The organism is Cryobacterium melibiosiphilum (genome assembly GCF_003602235.1).
GTDB lineage: Bacteria > Actinomycetota > Actinomycetes > Actinomycetales > Microbacteriaceae > Cryobacterium > Cryobacterium melibiosiphilum.
Map to the genome: position 1 here is coordinate 81483 of NZ_QZVS01000088.1, position 15366 is coordinate 96848.

The following is a 15366-nucleotide window of genomic DNA, read 5'->3' on the forward strand; positions in this document are numbered from 1 at the left end:
ACCAGTCCGAGAAACGTAGACACCACCACCTCGCACCACCTCACCGATATTCGGACAAAGGAGTCCCCTTGCTGGAACAGATGGCCGCTTCACCGAACGATTCACTGTCACCTGACGATTCACTGTCACCGAATGATTCACCGCTGACGCCGATGCGCTTCCTGCAGCGCTCGGCCGAGGTCTTCCCGAACAAGAGCGCGATCATCTACGGAGGCCGCCGCTACACCTACACCGAATTCCGCGAGACCGCCGAGAAGCTCGCCCACGCCATCCGAGCCCGCATCGAGCCCGGTGACCGGGTCGTCTTCCTGGCACCGAACATCCCCGAGATGCTCATCGCCCACTACGCGGTGCCGCTGGCCGGCGGGGTGCTCGTCGCCCTTAACTCGCGCCTGGCCAAGCCCGAGATCGACTACGTGCTGACCCACTCCGAGGCGACGCTGCTGTTCGTGGACGCGGAGATCATGGCCACCGTCGGCAACGCGTTCGAGGCATCCGCCAGCCTGAAGGCCGTGATCGAGATCGCCGACCCCGAATTCGGCCTCGTCGAGAGCGGCCTGGCCCTGGGCCAGCAGAGCCTGGAGAGCTTCGTCGCCCAGTCGAACGACACCGATGAGTCTCCGCTGGCGTGGGAGGTCACCGACGAACGCGGCGTCATCGCGATCAACTACACCTCGGGCACCACCGGCAAGCCCAAGGGCGTCATGTACTCGCACCGCGGCGCCTACCTGAACTCCTTCGGGGAGGTCTTCCACAACAAGTTCACGAGCGATTCCGTCTACCTGTGGACCCTGCCGATGTTCCACTGCAACGGCTGGTGCACACCGTGGGCGGTCACCGCCGCCGGCGCGACGCACGTCTGCCTGCGCGCCGTTCGAGCGGATGCCGTCTGGGGCGCGATCGACGCCCTCGGCGTCACGAACCTGTGTGGCGCGCCGACCGTCTGCAGCATCATCGCCAACGCGCCCCAGGCGCACCCGGTGGAGCGGCCCTTGAGCATCACGACCGCCGGCGCCCCGCCGTCGCCGAGCGTGATTCAGCAGCTCGAGCACCTGCGCATCACCGTCGTGCACGTCTATGGCCTCACCGAGGTCTATGGCCCGTACACGATCTGCGAATACCAGCACGACTGGGACGACCTGCCCGAAGCGGAACGCGCCCAGAAGATCTCCCGGCAGGGGGTCGGCATGCTGCAGGCCGAATCGGCCCGCATCGTCGACGGCGCCATGCAGGACGTTCCGAAGGACGCCCACACGATCGGCGAGATCGTGCTGCGCGGCAACAACGTCATGCTCGGCTATTTCAAGAATCCGGCGGCGACGAAGGATGCCTTCCGCGGCGGCTGGTTCCACACCGGCGACCTCGGCGTCATGCACCCCGACGGCTACATCGAGATCAAGGACCGTGCCAAGGACATCATCATCTCGGGCGGCGAGAACATCTCCACGATCGAGGTCGAGAACGCGATCCTCGCGCACCCGACCGTGCTCGACGTCGCGGTCGTGGGCGTGCCTCACGAGAAGTGGGGCGAGCGACCGAAGGCCTATGTCGTCTTGCGGCCCGACCACATCGTGACCGAGGTCGACCTGCTCACCCATACGAAGTACCTCATCGCGAGCTTCAAGGTGCCGGACTACATCACCTTCGTCGACGAGCTGCCCCGCACCGCTACGGGCAAGATCATGAAGGTCGTGCTGCGCGACCTCCAGACCGAGGAGGCCGCCGCGCCGGTCGCCTGACGCGCCGGTTGGTTCCGGTTCAGCCTCTGCCGAAGGTTCAGGGGCTGAACCGGTAGCCCATGCCGGCTTCCGTGAGCAGGTAGCGGGGATGGGCGGCATCCGCTTCGAGCTTCTTGCGCAACTGCCCCACGTACAGGCGCAGATAGCCGGTGTCGCCCACGTGGTGCGGGCCCCAGACCTCGGTGAGCAGCGACTGCCGGGTGACGAGCTTGCCGGGGTTGCGCAGCAGCACCCCGAGGATCAGCCACTCCGTCGGCGTCAGCCGAACCGTCTCAGCAACGCCCGCCGCGTTGCGGGTCACCTGCTTAGCGCTGAGGTCGACGGTCACGGCGCCGAGCAGCACGACGGGTTCGTCGTCGGTTGTGGCAAGCCGGCGGGTCAGGGCGCGGATGCGGGCGAGCAGTTCATCGATCGAGAACGGCTTGGTCACGTAGTCGTCGGCGCCGGCGTCGAGTGCCTGCACCTTGTCGGCAGCCCCCGTGCGGCCCGACACCACGAGGATCGGTACCTGGCTCCAGCCGCGCAGGCCTTCGATCACGGCCTGGCCGTCGAGCCGGGGCATGCCGAGGTCGAGCATGACCAGGTCGGGGTGGTGCTCGATCATCGCATTGATCGCCGCGGCGCCGTCTTCGGCGGTGACGATGTCATAGCCGCGCGCCCCGAGAGTGATGCGCAGGGCTCGCAGAATCTGCGGGTCGTCGTCGGCGATCAGGATCTTCATGCCCGGCCTTCCGTCAGCGGCTGTGCCTTCAGCGCGATCACCATGGTGACGCCGCCGCCGGGAGTGTCTTCGGCGTCGAGGGTACCGCTCATGCCCTCGACGAAACCCTTGGAGACCGCGAGCCCGAGGCCGAGGCCGGTGAGGTTGTCGGTGTCGCCGAGCCGCTGGAACGGCACGAACACGTCGCTGCGGCGGTCGGCGGGGATTCCCGGGCCCCGGTCCATGATGCGAATCTCGACGGTGTCGGCGAATTCGCTCGCCGCGACCCGCACCCGCTGGTCGGCCGGCGAGAATCGCACGGCATTGGCCAGGATGTTCACGATCACCCGCTGCAGCAGTCCCGCATCCGCCGACATTGCGCTGAGCCCGGCGGGCAGGTCCAGGTCGACGGTCGCCGGCCCGAGCCCGAGCTCGTCGAGTGCCGGCAGCACCACGTCGGCCGCATCAACGGGCTCGAGCGACACGGCGAGGGCGCCGGCCTGCAACCGGCTGACATCCAGCAGGTTCGTCACAAGCGCGGCCAGGGCGCCCAGGCTCTCGTCTGCGGTCGTCAGCAGCTCGCGGCGGTCCGCGGCCGACAGGGTGACATCGGTGGACAGCAGGCCGCTGACCGCCGCGGTCGCCGCGCTGAGCGGGCGGCGGAGGTCGTGACCGACGGCGGCCAGCAGGGCGCTGCGCATCCGGTCGGCGGCCGCGAGCGGGCCCATCTCTCCGGCCGTGCGTTCCAGGTCGGTGTGTTCAAGGGCCGCGCTCATCTGCGTGGTGATGACCGCCAGCAGGCGACGCTCCGACGCGTCGAGGTCGGCTCCGTGCAGTTCGAGCTCGGCTGCCGGTCCGACCGGCAGGGTGGTCACCGCTGGCCCGGCATCGGCGCCCGTGGCGATCCCGGCCGGTTCCCCGTCGGAGTAGAGCACGGTGCCGTTGGTGCGCAGCTGCACGCCGGTGAGGCCGAACGCCTCGCGGGTGCGCGTGACGAGCGCCTGCAGGGCGTCCTGGCCCCGCAGCACGCTGCCCGCGACGGTGGCGAGCAGTTCCGATTCGGCCGCGGCGCGCATCGCCGTGCGGGAACGCCGGGCCGCCTGGTCGACGACGTAGCTGACCAGCCCGGCGTTCACGACGTAGAGCACGAGGGCGAGCACGTGCAGGGGCTCGTCAATGGTGATCGTGTAGATCGGCTCGACAAAATAGAAGTCGAGCGTCAGCCCCGACAACAAGGCGGCGAACAGGGCGGGGTACAGCCCGCCGACGAGGGCGACGATCACGACCAAGAACTGGTAGCTCAGCACATCGCTGGTGATCGACTCATCTGACCGAAACGTCACGAGCAGCCAGGTCACGAGCGGTCCGCCGAGCAGTGCGAGAACAAAACCGGCCATGCGCCGCTTGACCGAGAGGGCGCCACCCAGGCGGGGCAGCCTCAGCTTGCCGCCGGCCGCGGAGTGCGTGACGATGTGCACGTCGATGTCGCCGGACTCCCGAATGACGGTGGCGCCGATGCCCGGGCCGGTCAGCGCCGCCATCAGCCGGGTTCGCCGGCTGACGCCGATCACCAGTTGGGTTGCATTGGCGGCCTGGGCGAATTCGACCAAGGCCTTCGACGTGTCGTCGCCGACCACCTGATGATAGGTACCGCCCAGTTCTTCGACCAGGGCGCGTTGGGCCGAGAGGGCGCCGGGATGCGAGTCGCGCAGGCCGTCCTGGCCGGTCACGTGCACGGCGAGCAGTTCGCCGCCGGCCGAGCGGGCCGCGATGCGGGCACCGCGCCGCAGCAGCGTCTCGCCTTCACGGCCGCCCGTGAGCGCCACCACGACGCGTTCCCTGGCCTCCCATTTGTCGCTGATGCCGTGTTCGGCCCGGTAGGACTGCAGGGCGTTGTCGACCTCGTCGGCGAGCCAGAGCAGGGCGAGCTCACGCAGGGCGGTCAGGTTGCCGAGCCGAAAGTAGTTTGACAGCGCGGCGTCGACGCGGGCGCTCGGGTAGACGAGCCCCTCGGCAAGCCGGTCCCGCAGGGCCTGCGGCGCGAGGTCGACGACCTCGATCTGGTCGGCCGCCCGTAAGACCGCATCCGGCACGGTCTCCCGCTGCGGCACTCCCGTGATCTGCTGCACCACGTCGTTGAGGGACTCGATGTGCTGGATGTTCACCGTTGAGATCACGTCGATCCCAGCTTCCAGCAGCAGCTGCACGTCCTGCCAGCGCTTCTCGTTCGCGGAGCCCGGCGCGTTGGTGTGGGCGAGTTCGTCCACGAGCGCGAGCTGCGGATGACGGTCCCGCACTGCGACCACGTCCATCTCTGACAGCTCGACGCCGCGGTGTTCGACCTGCATCCGGGCGATGACCGGCAGACCGACGAGCATCGCGGCGGTGGCCGCCCGGTCGTGGGTCTCGACGACGGCGACGACCACGTCCTTGCCCTCGCCGAGCAGTCGGCGGCCTTCTTCCAGCATCGTGTAGGTCTTGCCGACGCCGGGCGCCGCTCCGAGTAACACGCGCAGCCGACCGCGTTTCACCAGTCAGTCCCCTCCGCCAGAACCGCCAGGGCGCCGATCACAGCGCCGCGACAGCGAGATTCAATTCCAGAACGTTGACGGATTCCGCACCCAGATAGCCCAGGTCCCGCCCCGTAATCCTAGACTCCACGAGCGCCCGCACGTCGGACTCGGCGAGTCCCCGGGCCTCGGCGATCCGCGGTACCTGCAACAGCGCATACGCGGGGCTGATCGCCGGGTCCAGCCCCGAAGCGGATGCCGTCAGCGCGTCGGCGGGAATCTCCGCCTCGGTCACGCCCTCGAACTCGGCAATCTGGGCGCGGCGCTCGCCGATGGCCGCGATCAGGTCGGCGTTCTCGGGCCCCCAGTTGCTGCCACTGGACGCTGCCGCGTCATAGCCGTCGCCGGCCGCCGAGGGTCGCGGTTGAAACCACTGCGGCAGCGGAGCGCCGTCGGAGTCGACGACGGACTGTCCGATCAGGGAGGAGCCCACGGCATCCGCTGCCGTGGCCGGGTTGCCGTCGGCCCCGACCAGCGAGCCGTTGGCCTGGGCGGGCAGGGCGACCTGTCCGACGACGGTGACCGAGAGCGGGTACAGCATTCCGAGAACGACGGTGAAGATGAGCATCGCCCGCAGGGCGACCCCGTACTGCCGAAAGTCTCGGCGTGAGGTTGAACGCATGAGTGATCCTGTTCGGGGAGAAGGGCTAGAAGCCGGGGATGAGGGAGACGACGAGGTCGACGATCTTGATCCCCATGAAGGGCGCGATCACACCGCCCAGCCCGTAGATGAGCAGGTTGCGCCCCAGGATCTGGGACGCCGATACGGGCCGGTAGTTGACGCCGCGCAGGGCGAGCGGAATCAGCACGACGATGATGATCGCGTTGAAGATGATCGCCGAGAGGATCGCCGACGCGGGGGAGTGCAGCTGCATCACGTTGAGTGCCGCGAGCCCCGGGAACACCCCGGCGAACATCGCCGGAATGATCGCAAAGTACTTGGCGATGTCGTTGGCAATCGAGAACGTCGTGAGCGCCCCGCGGGTGATCAGCAGTTGCTTGCCGATGCGCACGATATCGATGAGCTTGGTCGGGTCCGAGTCGAGGTCGACCATGTTGCCGGCCTCTTTGGCCGCCGACGTTCCCGTGTTCATCGCCACGCCCACATCCGCCTGGGCGAGCGCCGGGGCATCGTTGGTGCCGTCCCCGGTCATGGCAACGAGGTTTCCGCCCTCCTGCTCCTTGCGAATCAGGGTGAGCTTCTCCTCGGGGGTGGCCTCGGCAAGAAAATCGTCGACGCCCGCCTCGGCGGCGATGGTCTTCGCGGTCAGGGGATTGTCGCCCGTGACCATGATGGTGCGGATGCCCATGGCGCGCAGCTCGGCGAAGCGCTCGGCGATGCCCTCCTTGACGATGTCCTTGAGGTAGATCACCCCGAGAATGGTGCGCGGGCCGCCGGCCGAACCGGCGGCTACCACGAGCGGGGTTCCACCGAGGGTGGAAATGCGTTCCACCTGCGTTGCCAGGGCGGCGCGCACCGGGTCGGGCACGGACGTGGTCTCTTCGACCCAGGCGGTCACCGCTGAGCCGGCGCCCTTGCGAATGAGCGGGGCGCCATCCGTTGTGATGTCCGTCAGGTCGACGCCGCTCATCCGCGTCTGCGCGGTGAACGGCACGACGTCGCCAGCGAGGGTGCCGGTGTGCACGAACCCATTCTCGCCGGCGAGGTCGACGATCGACTTGCCTTCGGGGGTGGGGTCGCTGAGCGAGGCGAGCGCGGCAGCCCGCACCAGGTCGGCCTGCGAGACACCGCTGCTGAGCGGGGTGAACTCGGTCGCGCGGCGGTTGCCGTAGGTGATGGTGCCGGTCTTGTCGAGCAGCAGGGTGGTCACGTCGCCGGCCGCCTCGACGGCTCGGCCCGACATGGCGAGCACGTTGCGCTGCACGAGGCGGTCCATTCCGGCGATGCCGATGGCCGAGAGCAGCGCGCCGATCGTCGTCGGGATGAGACAGACCAGCAGGGCCACGAGCACCGGCACGCTCACCGCGGCGGCCGAATAGTCGGCGATGGGGTTGATGGTCAGGGTGACCACGAGAAAGACGATCGAGAGGCTGGCCAGCAGAATGTTCAGGGCCATCTCGTTCGGCGTCTTCTGCCGGGTGGCGCCCTCCACGAGGGCGATCATGCGGTCGACGAAGGTTTCGCCCGGCTTGCTGGTGATCTGCACCACGATACGGTCCGAGAGCACCCGGGTGCCGCCGGTGACGGCGCTGCGTTCGCCGCCGGATTCCCGCACGACCGGCGCGGATTCACCGGTGATCGCCGATTCGTCGACGGATGCGATGCCCCAGACGATATCGCCGTCTCCCGGAATCAGCTCCCCGGCCACGACGACCACGACGTCTCCCAGCCGCAGGTCCGCCGACGAGAGTGCCTCCACCGCGGCATTCTCAGCGGCCGGGTCGCCGCTCGGATCGTAGGCCGTGAGCCGGTGGGTCTCGGTGTCGCTGCGGGTCTTGCGCAGGCTGTCGGCTTGGGCCTTGCCGCGACCCTCGGCGACGGACTCGGCGAGGTTGGCGAAGATCACGGTCAGCCACAGCCAGAACGCGATTCCGAGGGTGAAAGTGGGGGGAACATCCGTTCCGCCCGAGGTTTCCGGGCCGCCGAGGAACGGTTCGGCGATACCGAGCACCGTCGTGAGGGCTGCCCCCACCTCGACGATGAACATGACGGGGTTGCGCCACATCTGGCGCGGGTCGAGTTTGCGCACGGCCCCGGGAAACGCCGCGAGCAACTGCGCGGTGCTGAGCGTCGCGGTGCGGCGCTTGCTCGCCGAGCTGCCGGGGGCTCTGGTGGAGGTTTCGGACTCTGACGATGCCTGGGTGGAGGTCAGGTGAGGGGTGGACATGGTTATTGCAGCCCTTCCGCCAGGGGACCCAGCGCGAGTACGGGAAAGTAGGTGAGCGCGGTGATGATCACCGTGACGCCGATGAGCAGGCCGACGAACTGTGGCCTGTTGGTGGGCAGGGTTCCGACGGTGGCCGGCACTCTGTCCTGCGCGGCGAGCGAGCTGGCCAGCGCGAGCACGAGCACGATCGGCAGGAACCTGCCGAGCAGCATCGCCACGCCGAGCGCCGTGTTGAACCACGGCGTGTTTGCCGTGAGGCCGGCGAAGGCCGACCCGTTGTTGTTGGCGGCGGAGGTGAACGCGTAGAGCACCTCGGAGAGCCCGTGCAGGCCGGGGTTCCAGATCGACGTGCCCTCGACATCCGCTCGCACCGCGGGGATCGCAAAACTCAGCGCGGTGCCGGCCAGAACGAGGGTTGGGGTGACGAGAATGTAGAGGCTGGCGAGTTTGATCTCGCGCGGGCCGATCTTCTTGCCCAGGTATTCCGGGGTGCGGCCGACGAGCAGGCCCGCGACGAACACGGCGATCACGGCGAGGATCAGCATGCCGTAGAGGCCCGAGCCGGTGCCCCCGGGGGCGACCTCGCCGAGCATCATGTTGAGCATCGGCATCATGCCGCCGAGGGCGGTGTACGAGTCGTGCATGGAGTTGACGGCGCCCGTGGAGGTGAGCGTCGTGGCCGTCGCATAGAGCGTAGACGCCGCGATGCCGAAGCGCGTCTCCTTGCCCTCCATCGCGCCGCCCGCGGCCTGCGGGGCCGTGCCGGCGCCGCCCAGTTCGAACATGGTGATCGCGGTCAGGGACACCACGAAGAGGGTGGCCATGGTGGCGAGGATCGCGTAGCCCTGCCTGTTGTCGCCGACCACGCGGCCGAAGGTGCGCGGCAGGCTGAAGGGGATGGCGAGCATGAGCACGATCTGGAAGAGGCTGGTCCAGGCGCTTGGGTTTTCGAACGGATGCGCCGAGTTGGCATTGAAGAAGCCGCCGCCGTTGGTGCCGAAGATCTTGATCGCCTCCTGGGAGGCAACGGGACCGCCCGGGATCGACTGGGTGGCACCGCTCAGGGTGGTCACGTCGGTGAAGCCGTTGACGTTTTGGATGACGCCGCCGGCCAGCAGCACGATCGCCGCAATCACCGAGACGGGCAGCAGCAGGCGCAGGATGCCGCGGGTCAGGTCGATCCAGAAGTTGCCGATGGTGCCCGACTTGCGCAGCGCGAACGCCCGGACCAGGGCCACGGCCACGGCGATGCCGACCGCCGACGAGACGAAGTTCTGCACGGTCAGCCCGATCAGCTGAACCGCGTACCCCATCGTCACATCGGGGGAGTAGGACTGCCAGTTGGTGTTGGTGACGAACGACACTGCTGTGTTGAACGAGAGCCCCTCGGGAATCGCCGGAAAGCCCAACGAATAGGGCAGCACGGCCTGGGCGCGCTGGATGGCGTAGACCAGCAGCACACCGACCGCCGAGAAGGCGAGCACGCCGCGCAGATACGCCGGCCAGGTCTGTTCCGACCGGGAGCTGACGCCGATGAGGCGGTAGAAGCCCCGCTCGATTGCGAGGTCGTGACGGGAGGTGTAGATATGGGCCATGTAGTCGCCCAGCGGGCGGTAGAGGACCGCCAGCACGAGAACGAGGGTCAGAACCTGGAGCAACGCAAGCCAACCGTCCATCAGAACCGTTCCGGCTTCACGAGCGCGAACACCAGATAGACGATCGCGGCGACGGCGAGGGCCACGGCGAGCAGATTGAAGACGATCACAGTTTCTCGACCCCCCAGGCCACGAGGCCGACGAGGGCGAACAGGGCTACGACGCCCACGACATACACAAGGTCCAGCACAGCGGGACTCCCTCCAGTGACAGCCAGCACCCGGCGGATGCTGCAACCCCCACGCAACATCTGCGTGGGGACAACACCCGAGTAAACACCGGGCCGGGATGCCCCGGCCGGGTCCTAACGATTCCCTGACGGCTGCACCGTGAACCCTTACGGAAACCGTTCGTCGGTGGTCGGCGGGCTCTGGGCCCGGAGTGTCGGTGGTGGGTGAGAGGCTCAGGTGTCAGACAAACGCCGGCCTGAGGCGAAACCTGTGCTGTACACAATTACTAAACTCATGAGAAAACGTCNCCTACGACGTGATCGCCGCCGTGCGCGAATCGGATGCCTACGCGAACCTGCTGCTGCCGACCCGCATCCAGCGTGCCGCGCTGAACACTGCCGACGCGGCTTTCGCCACCGAGCTCACCTACGGCACCCTGCGCATGCAGGGCTTCTACGACCGGGTCATCGCCCTCGCCGCGAACCGCCCGGTCGACAAGATCGATCCCGCGATCCTCGACGTGCTACGGCTCGGCACCCACCAACTGCTCGGCACCCGCGTGGCCACCCACGCGGCCGTGAACGAATCGGTCTCCCTCGCCAAGCAGGTGGGATCGCAGTCGGCGACCGGTTTCTGTAACGGCGTGCTGCGCACGATCTCGCGCACGAGCCTCGAAGAGTGGACCGTGCAGGTTCTCGCCGGGATCGACTCGGTCGACGAGCGTCTGGCGGCCGAGTTCTCGCATCCGTCATGGGTGGTGCGGGCGTTTCGCCAGGCCCTGAGGGCCGAGGGCCGGGAGACCGAGCTCGAAGACCTGCTCGCCGCCGACAACATGGCCGCGAAGGTCAACATGGTCGCGCTGCCGGGCCTCGCAACGAACGATGACCTCGCCCTGCTCGGCCAGCCCGACGAGTTCGCCCCGACCGGGTTCGTGCTCGACGGGGGCGACCCGTACCACCTGATGAGCGAGTCCGGCGGACGCGTGCGGGTGCAGGATGAAGGCTCGCAGATTGCCGCCCTCGCGCTCAGCCGGGCGCGGCCGATCCTGGCCGGAGAACGCTGGCTCGACCTGTGCGCCGGCCCCGGCGGCAAGGCCGCGCTGCTCGCCGCCGAGGCACGCGCCGGGGGAGCGGTGCTCGTGGCCAATGAACTCGTTCCCGCCCGCGCCGCGCTCGTGCGCAACGCCCTTGCGGCGCTGCCCGAACCGATCCCGGTCTGGGAGGTCGACGGCACGCTGATCGGCGCGACCCACCCGGCGACCTTCGATCGTATTCTGCTCGACGCCCCCTGCACCGGCCTCGGAGCGCTGCGTCGCCGACCCGAAGCGCGCTGGCGCAAGAAGCCGAAGGACGTCGCCGACCTCGCGGGCCTCCAGTCCGGCCTCATCGACGCGGCGCTCGTGGCCCTGAAGCCCGGCGGAATCCTCGCCTACGTCACCTGCTCGCCGCACACGGCCGAAACCCGGGCGATCGTGGCCCTGGCCGTGAAGAAGTCCGCCGGAACGGTGACCCACCTCGATACCGCGGCGATCGTGCAGTCCTTCAGCGCGGCGAACCTCGACCTGCCCGGCGACACCGGCAGTGTGCAGCTCTGGCCGCACCGCCACGGCACCGACGCCATGTTCATCACCCTGCTGCAGCGCGCCGAGTAGCTACCGCCGGCTGGTGATGCACGCGGCACGACAGTGCGGACGCGCGCGCAGGCCCAACCAGTGAGATCCGCTGGTTGAGCCGCGACGTGTTTCGGCAGGCTCAACAACCGGTGGTCGAAACCACCGCGAGTCGACCTTCGAGACTGCAGATCGTCTTACCTGGTTTCGACCAGGGCGTTGCGCGCATCCGCTGGTTGAGCAGGGCGCGCGCGCCTTTGGCGCGCCCGTGTCGAAACCACGGCGAGCCGGCCTACGGTCTGAGGATCGGCTCTCGGGGTTTCGACGAGCGCGCTGCGCGCGCAGGCTCAACCAGCGAGACCCCCCCCGTTTCGCTGGTTGAGCAGGGCGCGCGCGCCCTTGGCGCGCCCGTGTCGAAACCACCGCGAGCCGCCCCTCGGACGCAAGATCTCGAGGGCTCTGCGGAGTGTCGGTGGTGGGTGAGAGGCTCAGGTGTCAGACAAACGCCGGCCTGAGGCGAAACCTGTGCTGTACACAATTACTAAACTCATGAGAAAACGTCAGCGTCAGTCTTGTATTTGTGTTCACCTCCGGCTAAACTGAGCATATGTCACAGACACTTCCGTCGGACACAGGAGCCGACCACGATCCGGTAGACGAGCTCGCCTCCCTCACCGAGCACCTCGCCGACACCCTCGACGGGTTGGTCCTCCTGCAGCAGAGTGATGACGAGTCCCTCGCGCTGCTCGACGGCCTCGAGCACCTCGGCCGTCGCCTCGACGCCGCCCGGGTCGCCGTCACCGCGGAGGTCGCCCGCCGGGCGGACATCGAGCTCTACGGCGGCCCGTCCAGCCTGAGCAAGCGGATGGGCTGCACCGGGCGGCTCGACCTGATCACCAGCGTCACCCACGCTTCCCGCCGCGAAGTGATGCGGCGCATCCGTCTCGGCGCCGACACCGGTGAACGCGTCGGCATGGGCCGGGCACTGCCGCCGATCTATCCCGCCGTCGGCGCGGCGCTGGCCGCCGGGGAGATCGGCCTCGACGCCGCCGAAGTGATCGTGCAAGGCCTGAACGAGGTCATCCGCCGCGCCGACCCCGCCGATCTGCTGCTGGCCGAACGGGTCCTGGTCGCCAACGCCACCGGCACCCTCAACGAGGACACCGCCGGACTGCCCGGGGCCGGCATCGCCTTGCCGGCGGATGGCCTGCGCCGGCTGGTGCACGAGTGGCAGGCCCGCCTCGACCCCAACGGCATCGCCCCCAACGAAGACGCCCTCGAAGCCAAAAGCACCATCAGCTTCGGCCAGTTCGAACGCGGCCTGTACCGCATCTATGGTGGCGTGACACCGGACTTCCGCGGCGAAATGGAAACCTTCATCGCGTCGCGGCTGTCCCCGCGGGCGAAGGTGGCATTCGAGCCCGCCGCCGCCGGGGAGCCGATGCTGGAGGGCTCCGAGCCGGTCGCCGACGACACCGTTCCCGATGAGGCCGTTTCCGATGAGGCTGTCGTTGACGTTGACCGGCGCCCGACCGGGGAGAAGCAGGCCGACATCTTTCGGGAGGTGTTCCGCGAGGCGGCCCGCAACCCCACAGCCGGCGTCATCGGCGGCGCCGCCCCGACCGTCGTCGTGCACGTCAACGCCGTCGACCTCAACGAAGGCCGCGGCGTCGGCTGGATCGACGGCGTCGACGCCCCCGTCTCACTGAAAACCGTGCACCAAGCCCTCTGCAGCGGCGGATTCATGCCAGTGGTACTCGGAGCGAACAACGACGTCCTCCGCGTCGGCGACAAGCAACGCAGCTTCCCCGCCCCCATGCGCCAGGCGATCGCCGCCCGAGACGGCGGCTGCATCATCCCCGGCTGNCATCGCCGCCCGAGACGGCGGCTGCATCATCCCCGGCTGTGACATTCCGGCGTACCGCACCGAACTGCACCACGTCATCCCGTGGGCCCTCGGCGGAAAAACCGAAGTCGCCAACGGAGTCTGCCTCTGCTGGCGGCACCACCATGCCATCGAGACCTCGGGCTGGAAGATCCGCATGGTTCGCGGGCGTCCCGAAGTCCGCGGACCCGCGTGGATGGACCCCAGCCAAACCTGGCGCCCCGCCCAAACCCACCGCGCCAACCACGCCATCAATTGAGCCCGTAGAGCGTTGGCCCTCTCCAGTCGGCGCCGCCCTCGGAAACGCGCAACTGATGTGCGGTTGAGCACGTTGAGCACGTTGAGCACGTTGAGCACGGTGAGCACGTTGAGCCGTTTTGATCGCTTTCCATCACGTCGTCTGCGGCGTGCCGCGGCGGGCAGGGAGAATGGAAGGGTGCACCCTCCCGCGAGCTACTTCTTAGTGACCAGCGCAGGAGACTCGGCCCCGGGGGCCAGCGACATCGTCGTCGCGTTCGTCGACGACGCCGGAGTCACCGTCGAGCCGCAACGCACCTTCACGGTTCACGCTTTCCTGGCTTTCGTCCGCGCTGAGGAGGCAGCCCGCCGCGACCAGCGTGCACCCCGCTGGGTGTGGGAGGACACCGCGAGCTTCTACCCGCTGCTGCTCGCGGCCGACGTGCGCGTGCAACGGTGCCACGACCTGCGGCTCTGCCACACGATCCTGCGCAACTCCAGCCTGACCCAGTCGAGCGACCTGGCCGCGGCTGCGCCCGGGTTCTGGGACGCCGCACCCGCCCTCGAACCCACCATCCGGCACCAGGGCACGGCCCTCTTCGAGTTGCAGGTCGAGGCAGACCCGCCGGTGGACACGGCGCCCGAATTTCACCGCCAACTCGCCGCGGTGGCGGCGTCGGCCGAGCCCCGGCGCATCCGTCTGCTGCTCGCTGCCGAATCGGCCGGCGCGCTCGTCGCGGCCGAAATGCGTTTCGCGGGCCTGCCCTGGGACATCGCCCGGCACGAGAGCCTCCTGACCCGTGAGCTCGGCCCGAGAGTGCCGTACGGGGTCCGTCCCGAGCGTTTAGAAGAACTCGCCGGCACCATTCGCGCGCTGCTCGGCGACCGCACCCTGAACCCCGATTCGCAACAGGACCTGCTGAAGGCCCTGCAGAACGCGGGCCTGCCCGTCACCTCGACCCAGCAGTGGCACCTGAAAGAGGTCGACCACCCGGTCATCGAACCGCTCCTGCACTATCGCAAGCTGTCCCGGCTGCTGACGGCCAACGGCTGGTCCTGGCTGGACGCCTGGATCGTCGACGGTCGGTTCCACGCGGAATACCTGCCCGGCGGCGTGGTCACCGGGCGGTGGGCGGCGCGTGGCGGTGGGGCGCTGCAGCTGCCCAAGCAGGTGCGCGGAGCGGTGATCGCCGACCCCGGCTGGACCTTCGTGGTGGCGGATGCCGCCCAGCTCGAACCGCGCATCCTCGCGGCCCTGTCGGCAGACCTGGCGATGGCTCGTGCCGGGCACGACACCGATCTCTATGCGGGAATCGTCGCGAGCGGGGTCGTTGAAACCCGGGCACACGCCAAGGTGGCCATGCTGGGTGCAATGTACGGCGCCACGACGGGGGAGAGCGGTCGGCTGCTGCCGCGCCTGGCCCGCGCCTATCCGCGTGCGCTCGCCCTCACCGAAGCCGCGGCCCGCACCGGCGAACGCGGCGACATCGTCACGACCCGTCTGGGCCGGTCCTCACCGCGTCCACCCGACGCGTGGCTTGCGGGCCAGGCTCAGGCCTATGCCGCGTCGGCGAGCGGTGCCGACGAGCGGCGGGCACGAAGCCAGGCTCGGGACTGGGGCAGGTTCACCCGCAACTTCGTCGTGCAGGGAAGCGCTGCGGAGTGGGCGCTGTGCTGGATGGCGGAGATCCGCCAGCAACTCTGGCTGCTCGACAACACGGCCCCGGCCGCGGGGCTCGGCCCCGGCATCTTTGCGAGCGCTCCCCACCTCGTCTTCTTTCTGCACGACGAGATCATCGTGCACACCCCGATCGCCCTCGCCGAGCAGGTCACCACCCTGGTCGGCCGAGCTGCGACCTCGGCCGGAAAACTGCTGTTCGGCGATTTCCCGGTGGACTTTCCCCTCACCGTAGCCACCGTGGCGAACTATGCCGACGCCAAGTGACCCGTTA

Annotated in this window: 11 protein-coding genes; 5 read left to right on the top strand and 6 right to left on the bottom strand. The window is 68.6% G+C overall.

Going from position 1 to position 15366, the window contains the following annotated elements; translation table 11 throughout:
* The first annotated feature begins 68 nt into the window (after positions 1–68).
* Positions 69–1739 (top strand): AMP-binding protein, encoded by a 1671-nt coding sequence (locus tag D6T64_RS13835; protein WP_325049801.1) that lies wholly within the window; start codon positions 69–71, stop codon positions 1737–1739.
* 37 nt (positions 1740–1776) lie between these two features.
* On the opposite strand, the gene D6T64_RS13840 is transcribed toward D6T64_RS13835, so the two are convergent.
* From D6T64_RS13840 to D6T64_RS13865, 6 genes are read right to left on the bottom strand one after another with little or no spacing between them, the layout of a single operon-like run.
* Complete coding sequence (locus D6T64_RS13840; RefSeq protein WP_119975268.1) at positions 1777–2460, bottom strand: response regulator; 684 nt, start codon at positions 2458–2460, stop codon at positions 1777–1779.
* Entirely contained in the window at positions 2457–4970 is a 2514-nt protein-coding gene (locus D6T64_RS13845) for an ATP-binding protein (RefSeq protein ID WP_119975269.1), read from the bottom strand. Before D6T64_RS13845 ends, D6T64_RS13840 begins: the two co-directional genes overlap by 4 nt.
* Positions 4971–5007: 37 nt before the next feature.
* Positions 5008–5631 (bottom strand): potassium-transporting ATPase subunit KdpC, encoded by a 624-nt coding sequence (gene kdpC / locus D6T64_RS13850; RefSeq protein WP_119975270.1) that lies wholly within the window; start codon positions 5629–5631, stop codon positions 5008–5010.
* Positions 5632–5656: 25 nt separating this feature from the next.
* Positions 5657–7858, bottom strand: coding sequence for a potassium-transporting ATPase subunit KdpB (kdpB, locus tag D6T64_RS13855; RefSeq protein WP_119975271.1), 2202 nt, complete (start codon positions 7856–7858; stop codon positions 5657–5659).
* 2 nt (positions 7859–7860) lie between these two features.
* Complete coding sequence (kdpA, locus tag D6T64_RS13860; RefSeq protein ID WP_119975272.1) at positions 7861–9534, bottom strand: potassium-transporting ATPase subunit KdpA; 1674 nt, start codon at positions 9532–9534, stop codon at positions 7861–7863.
* The gene (locus D6T64_RS13865) at positions 9534–9623 is read right to left on the bottom strand and encodes a potassium-transporting ATPase subunit F (protein WP_119975273.1); all 90 of its coding nucleotides are present in this window, start codon (positions 9621–9623) and stop codon (positions 9534–9536) included. The genes kdpA and D6T64_RS13865 overlap by 1 nt, the downstream gene beginning before the upstream one ends.
* Before the next feature lie 376 nt (positions 9624–9999).
* On the opposite strand from D6T64_RS13865, the gene D6T64_RS13870 reads away from it, so the two are divergent.
* The 4 genes from D6T64_RS13870 (at position 10000) to D6T64_RS13885 (ending at position 15359) form a co-directional block, all read left to right on the top strand.
* On the top strand, positions 10000–11334 hold the full coding sequence (locus tag D6T64_RS13870; RefSeq protein WP_119975274.1) for an RsmB/NOP family class I SAM-dependent RNA methyltransferase: 1335 nt from the start codon (positions 10000–10002) through the stop codon (positions 11332–11334).
* A gap of 565 nt (positions 11335–11899) precedes the next feature.
* Positions 11900–13201 (top strand): DUF222 domain-containing protein, encoded by a 1302-nt coding sequence (locus tag D6T64_RS13875; protein ID WP_119975275.1) that lies wholly within the window; start codon positions 11900–11902, stop codon positions 13199–13201.
* Between the two features lie 34 nt (positions 13202–13235).
* Entirely contained in the window at positions 13236–13436 is a 201-nt protein-coding gene (locus D6T64_RS23670) for a hypothetical protein (RefSeq protein ID WP_407643266.1), read from the top strand.
* Between the two features lie 204 nt (positions 13437–13640).
* Entirely contained in the window at positions 13641–15359 is a 1719-nt protein-coding gene (locus D6T64_RS13885) for a bifunctional 3'-5' exonuclease/DNA polymerase (RefSeq protein ID WP_267900490.1), read from the top strand.
* Positions 15360–15366 lie beyond the last annotated feature (7 nt).

What these genes read in the sequence shown, in the direction of transcription:
- kdpA (WP_119975272.1), bottom strand. Translation starts at nt 9,534, where the DNA reads ATGGACGGTTGGCTTGCGTTGCTCCAGGTTCTGACCCTCGTTCTCGTG.
- kdpB (WP_119975271.1), bottom strand. Translation starts at nt 7,858, where the DNA reads ATGTCCACCCCTCACCTGACCTCCACCCAGGCATCGTCAGAGTCCGAA.
- D6T64_RS13840 (WP_119975268.1), bottom strand. Translation starts at nt 2,460, where the DNA reads ATGAAGATCCTGATCGCCGACGACGACCCGCAGATTCTGCGAGCCCTG.
- kdpC (WP_119975270.1), bottom strand. Translation starts at nt 5,631, where the DNA reads ATGCGTTCAACCTCACGCCGAGACTTTCGGCAGTACGGGGTCGCCCTG.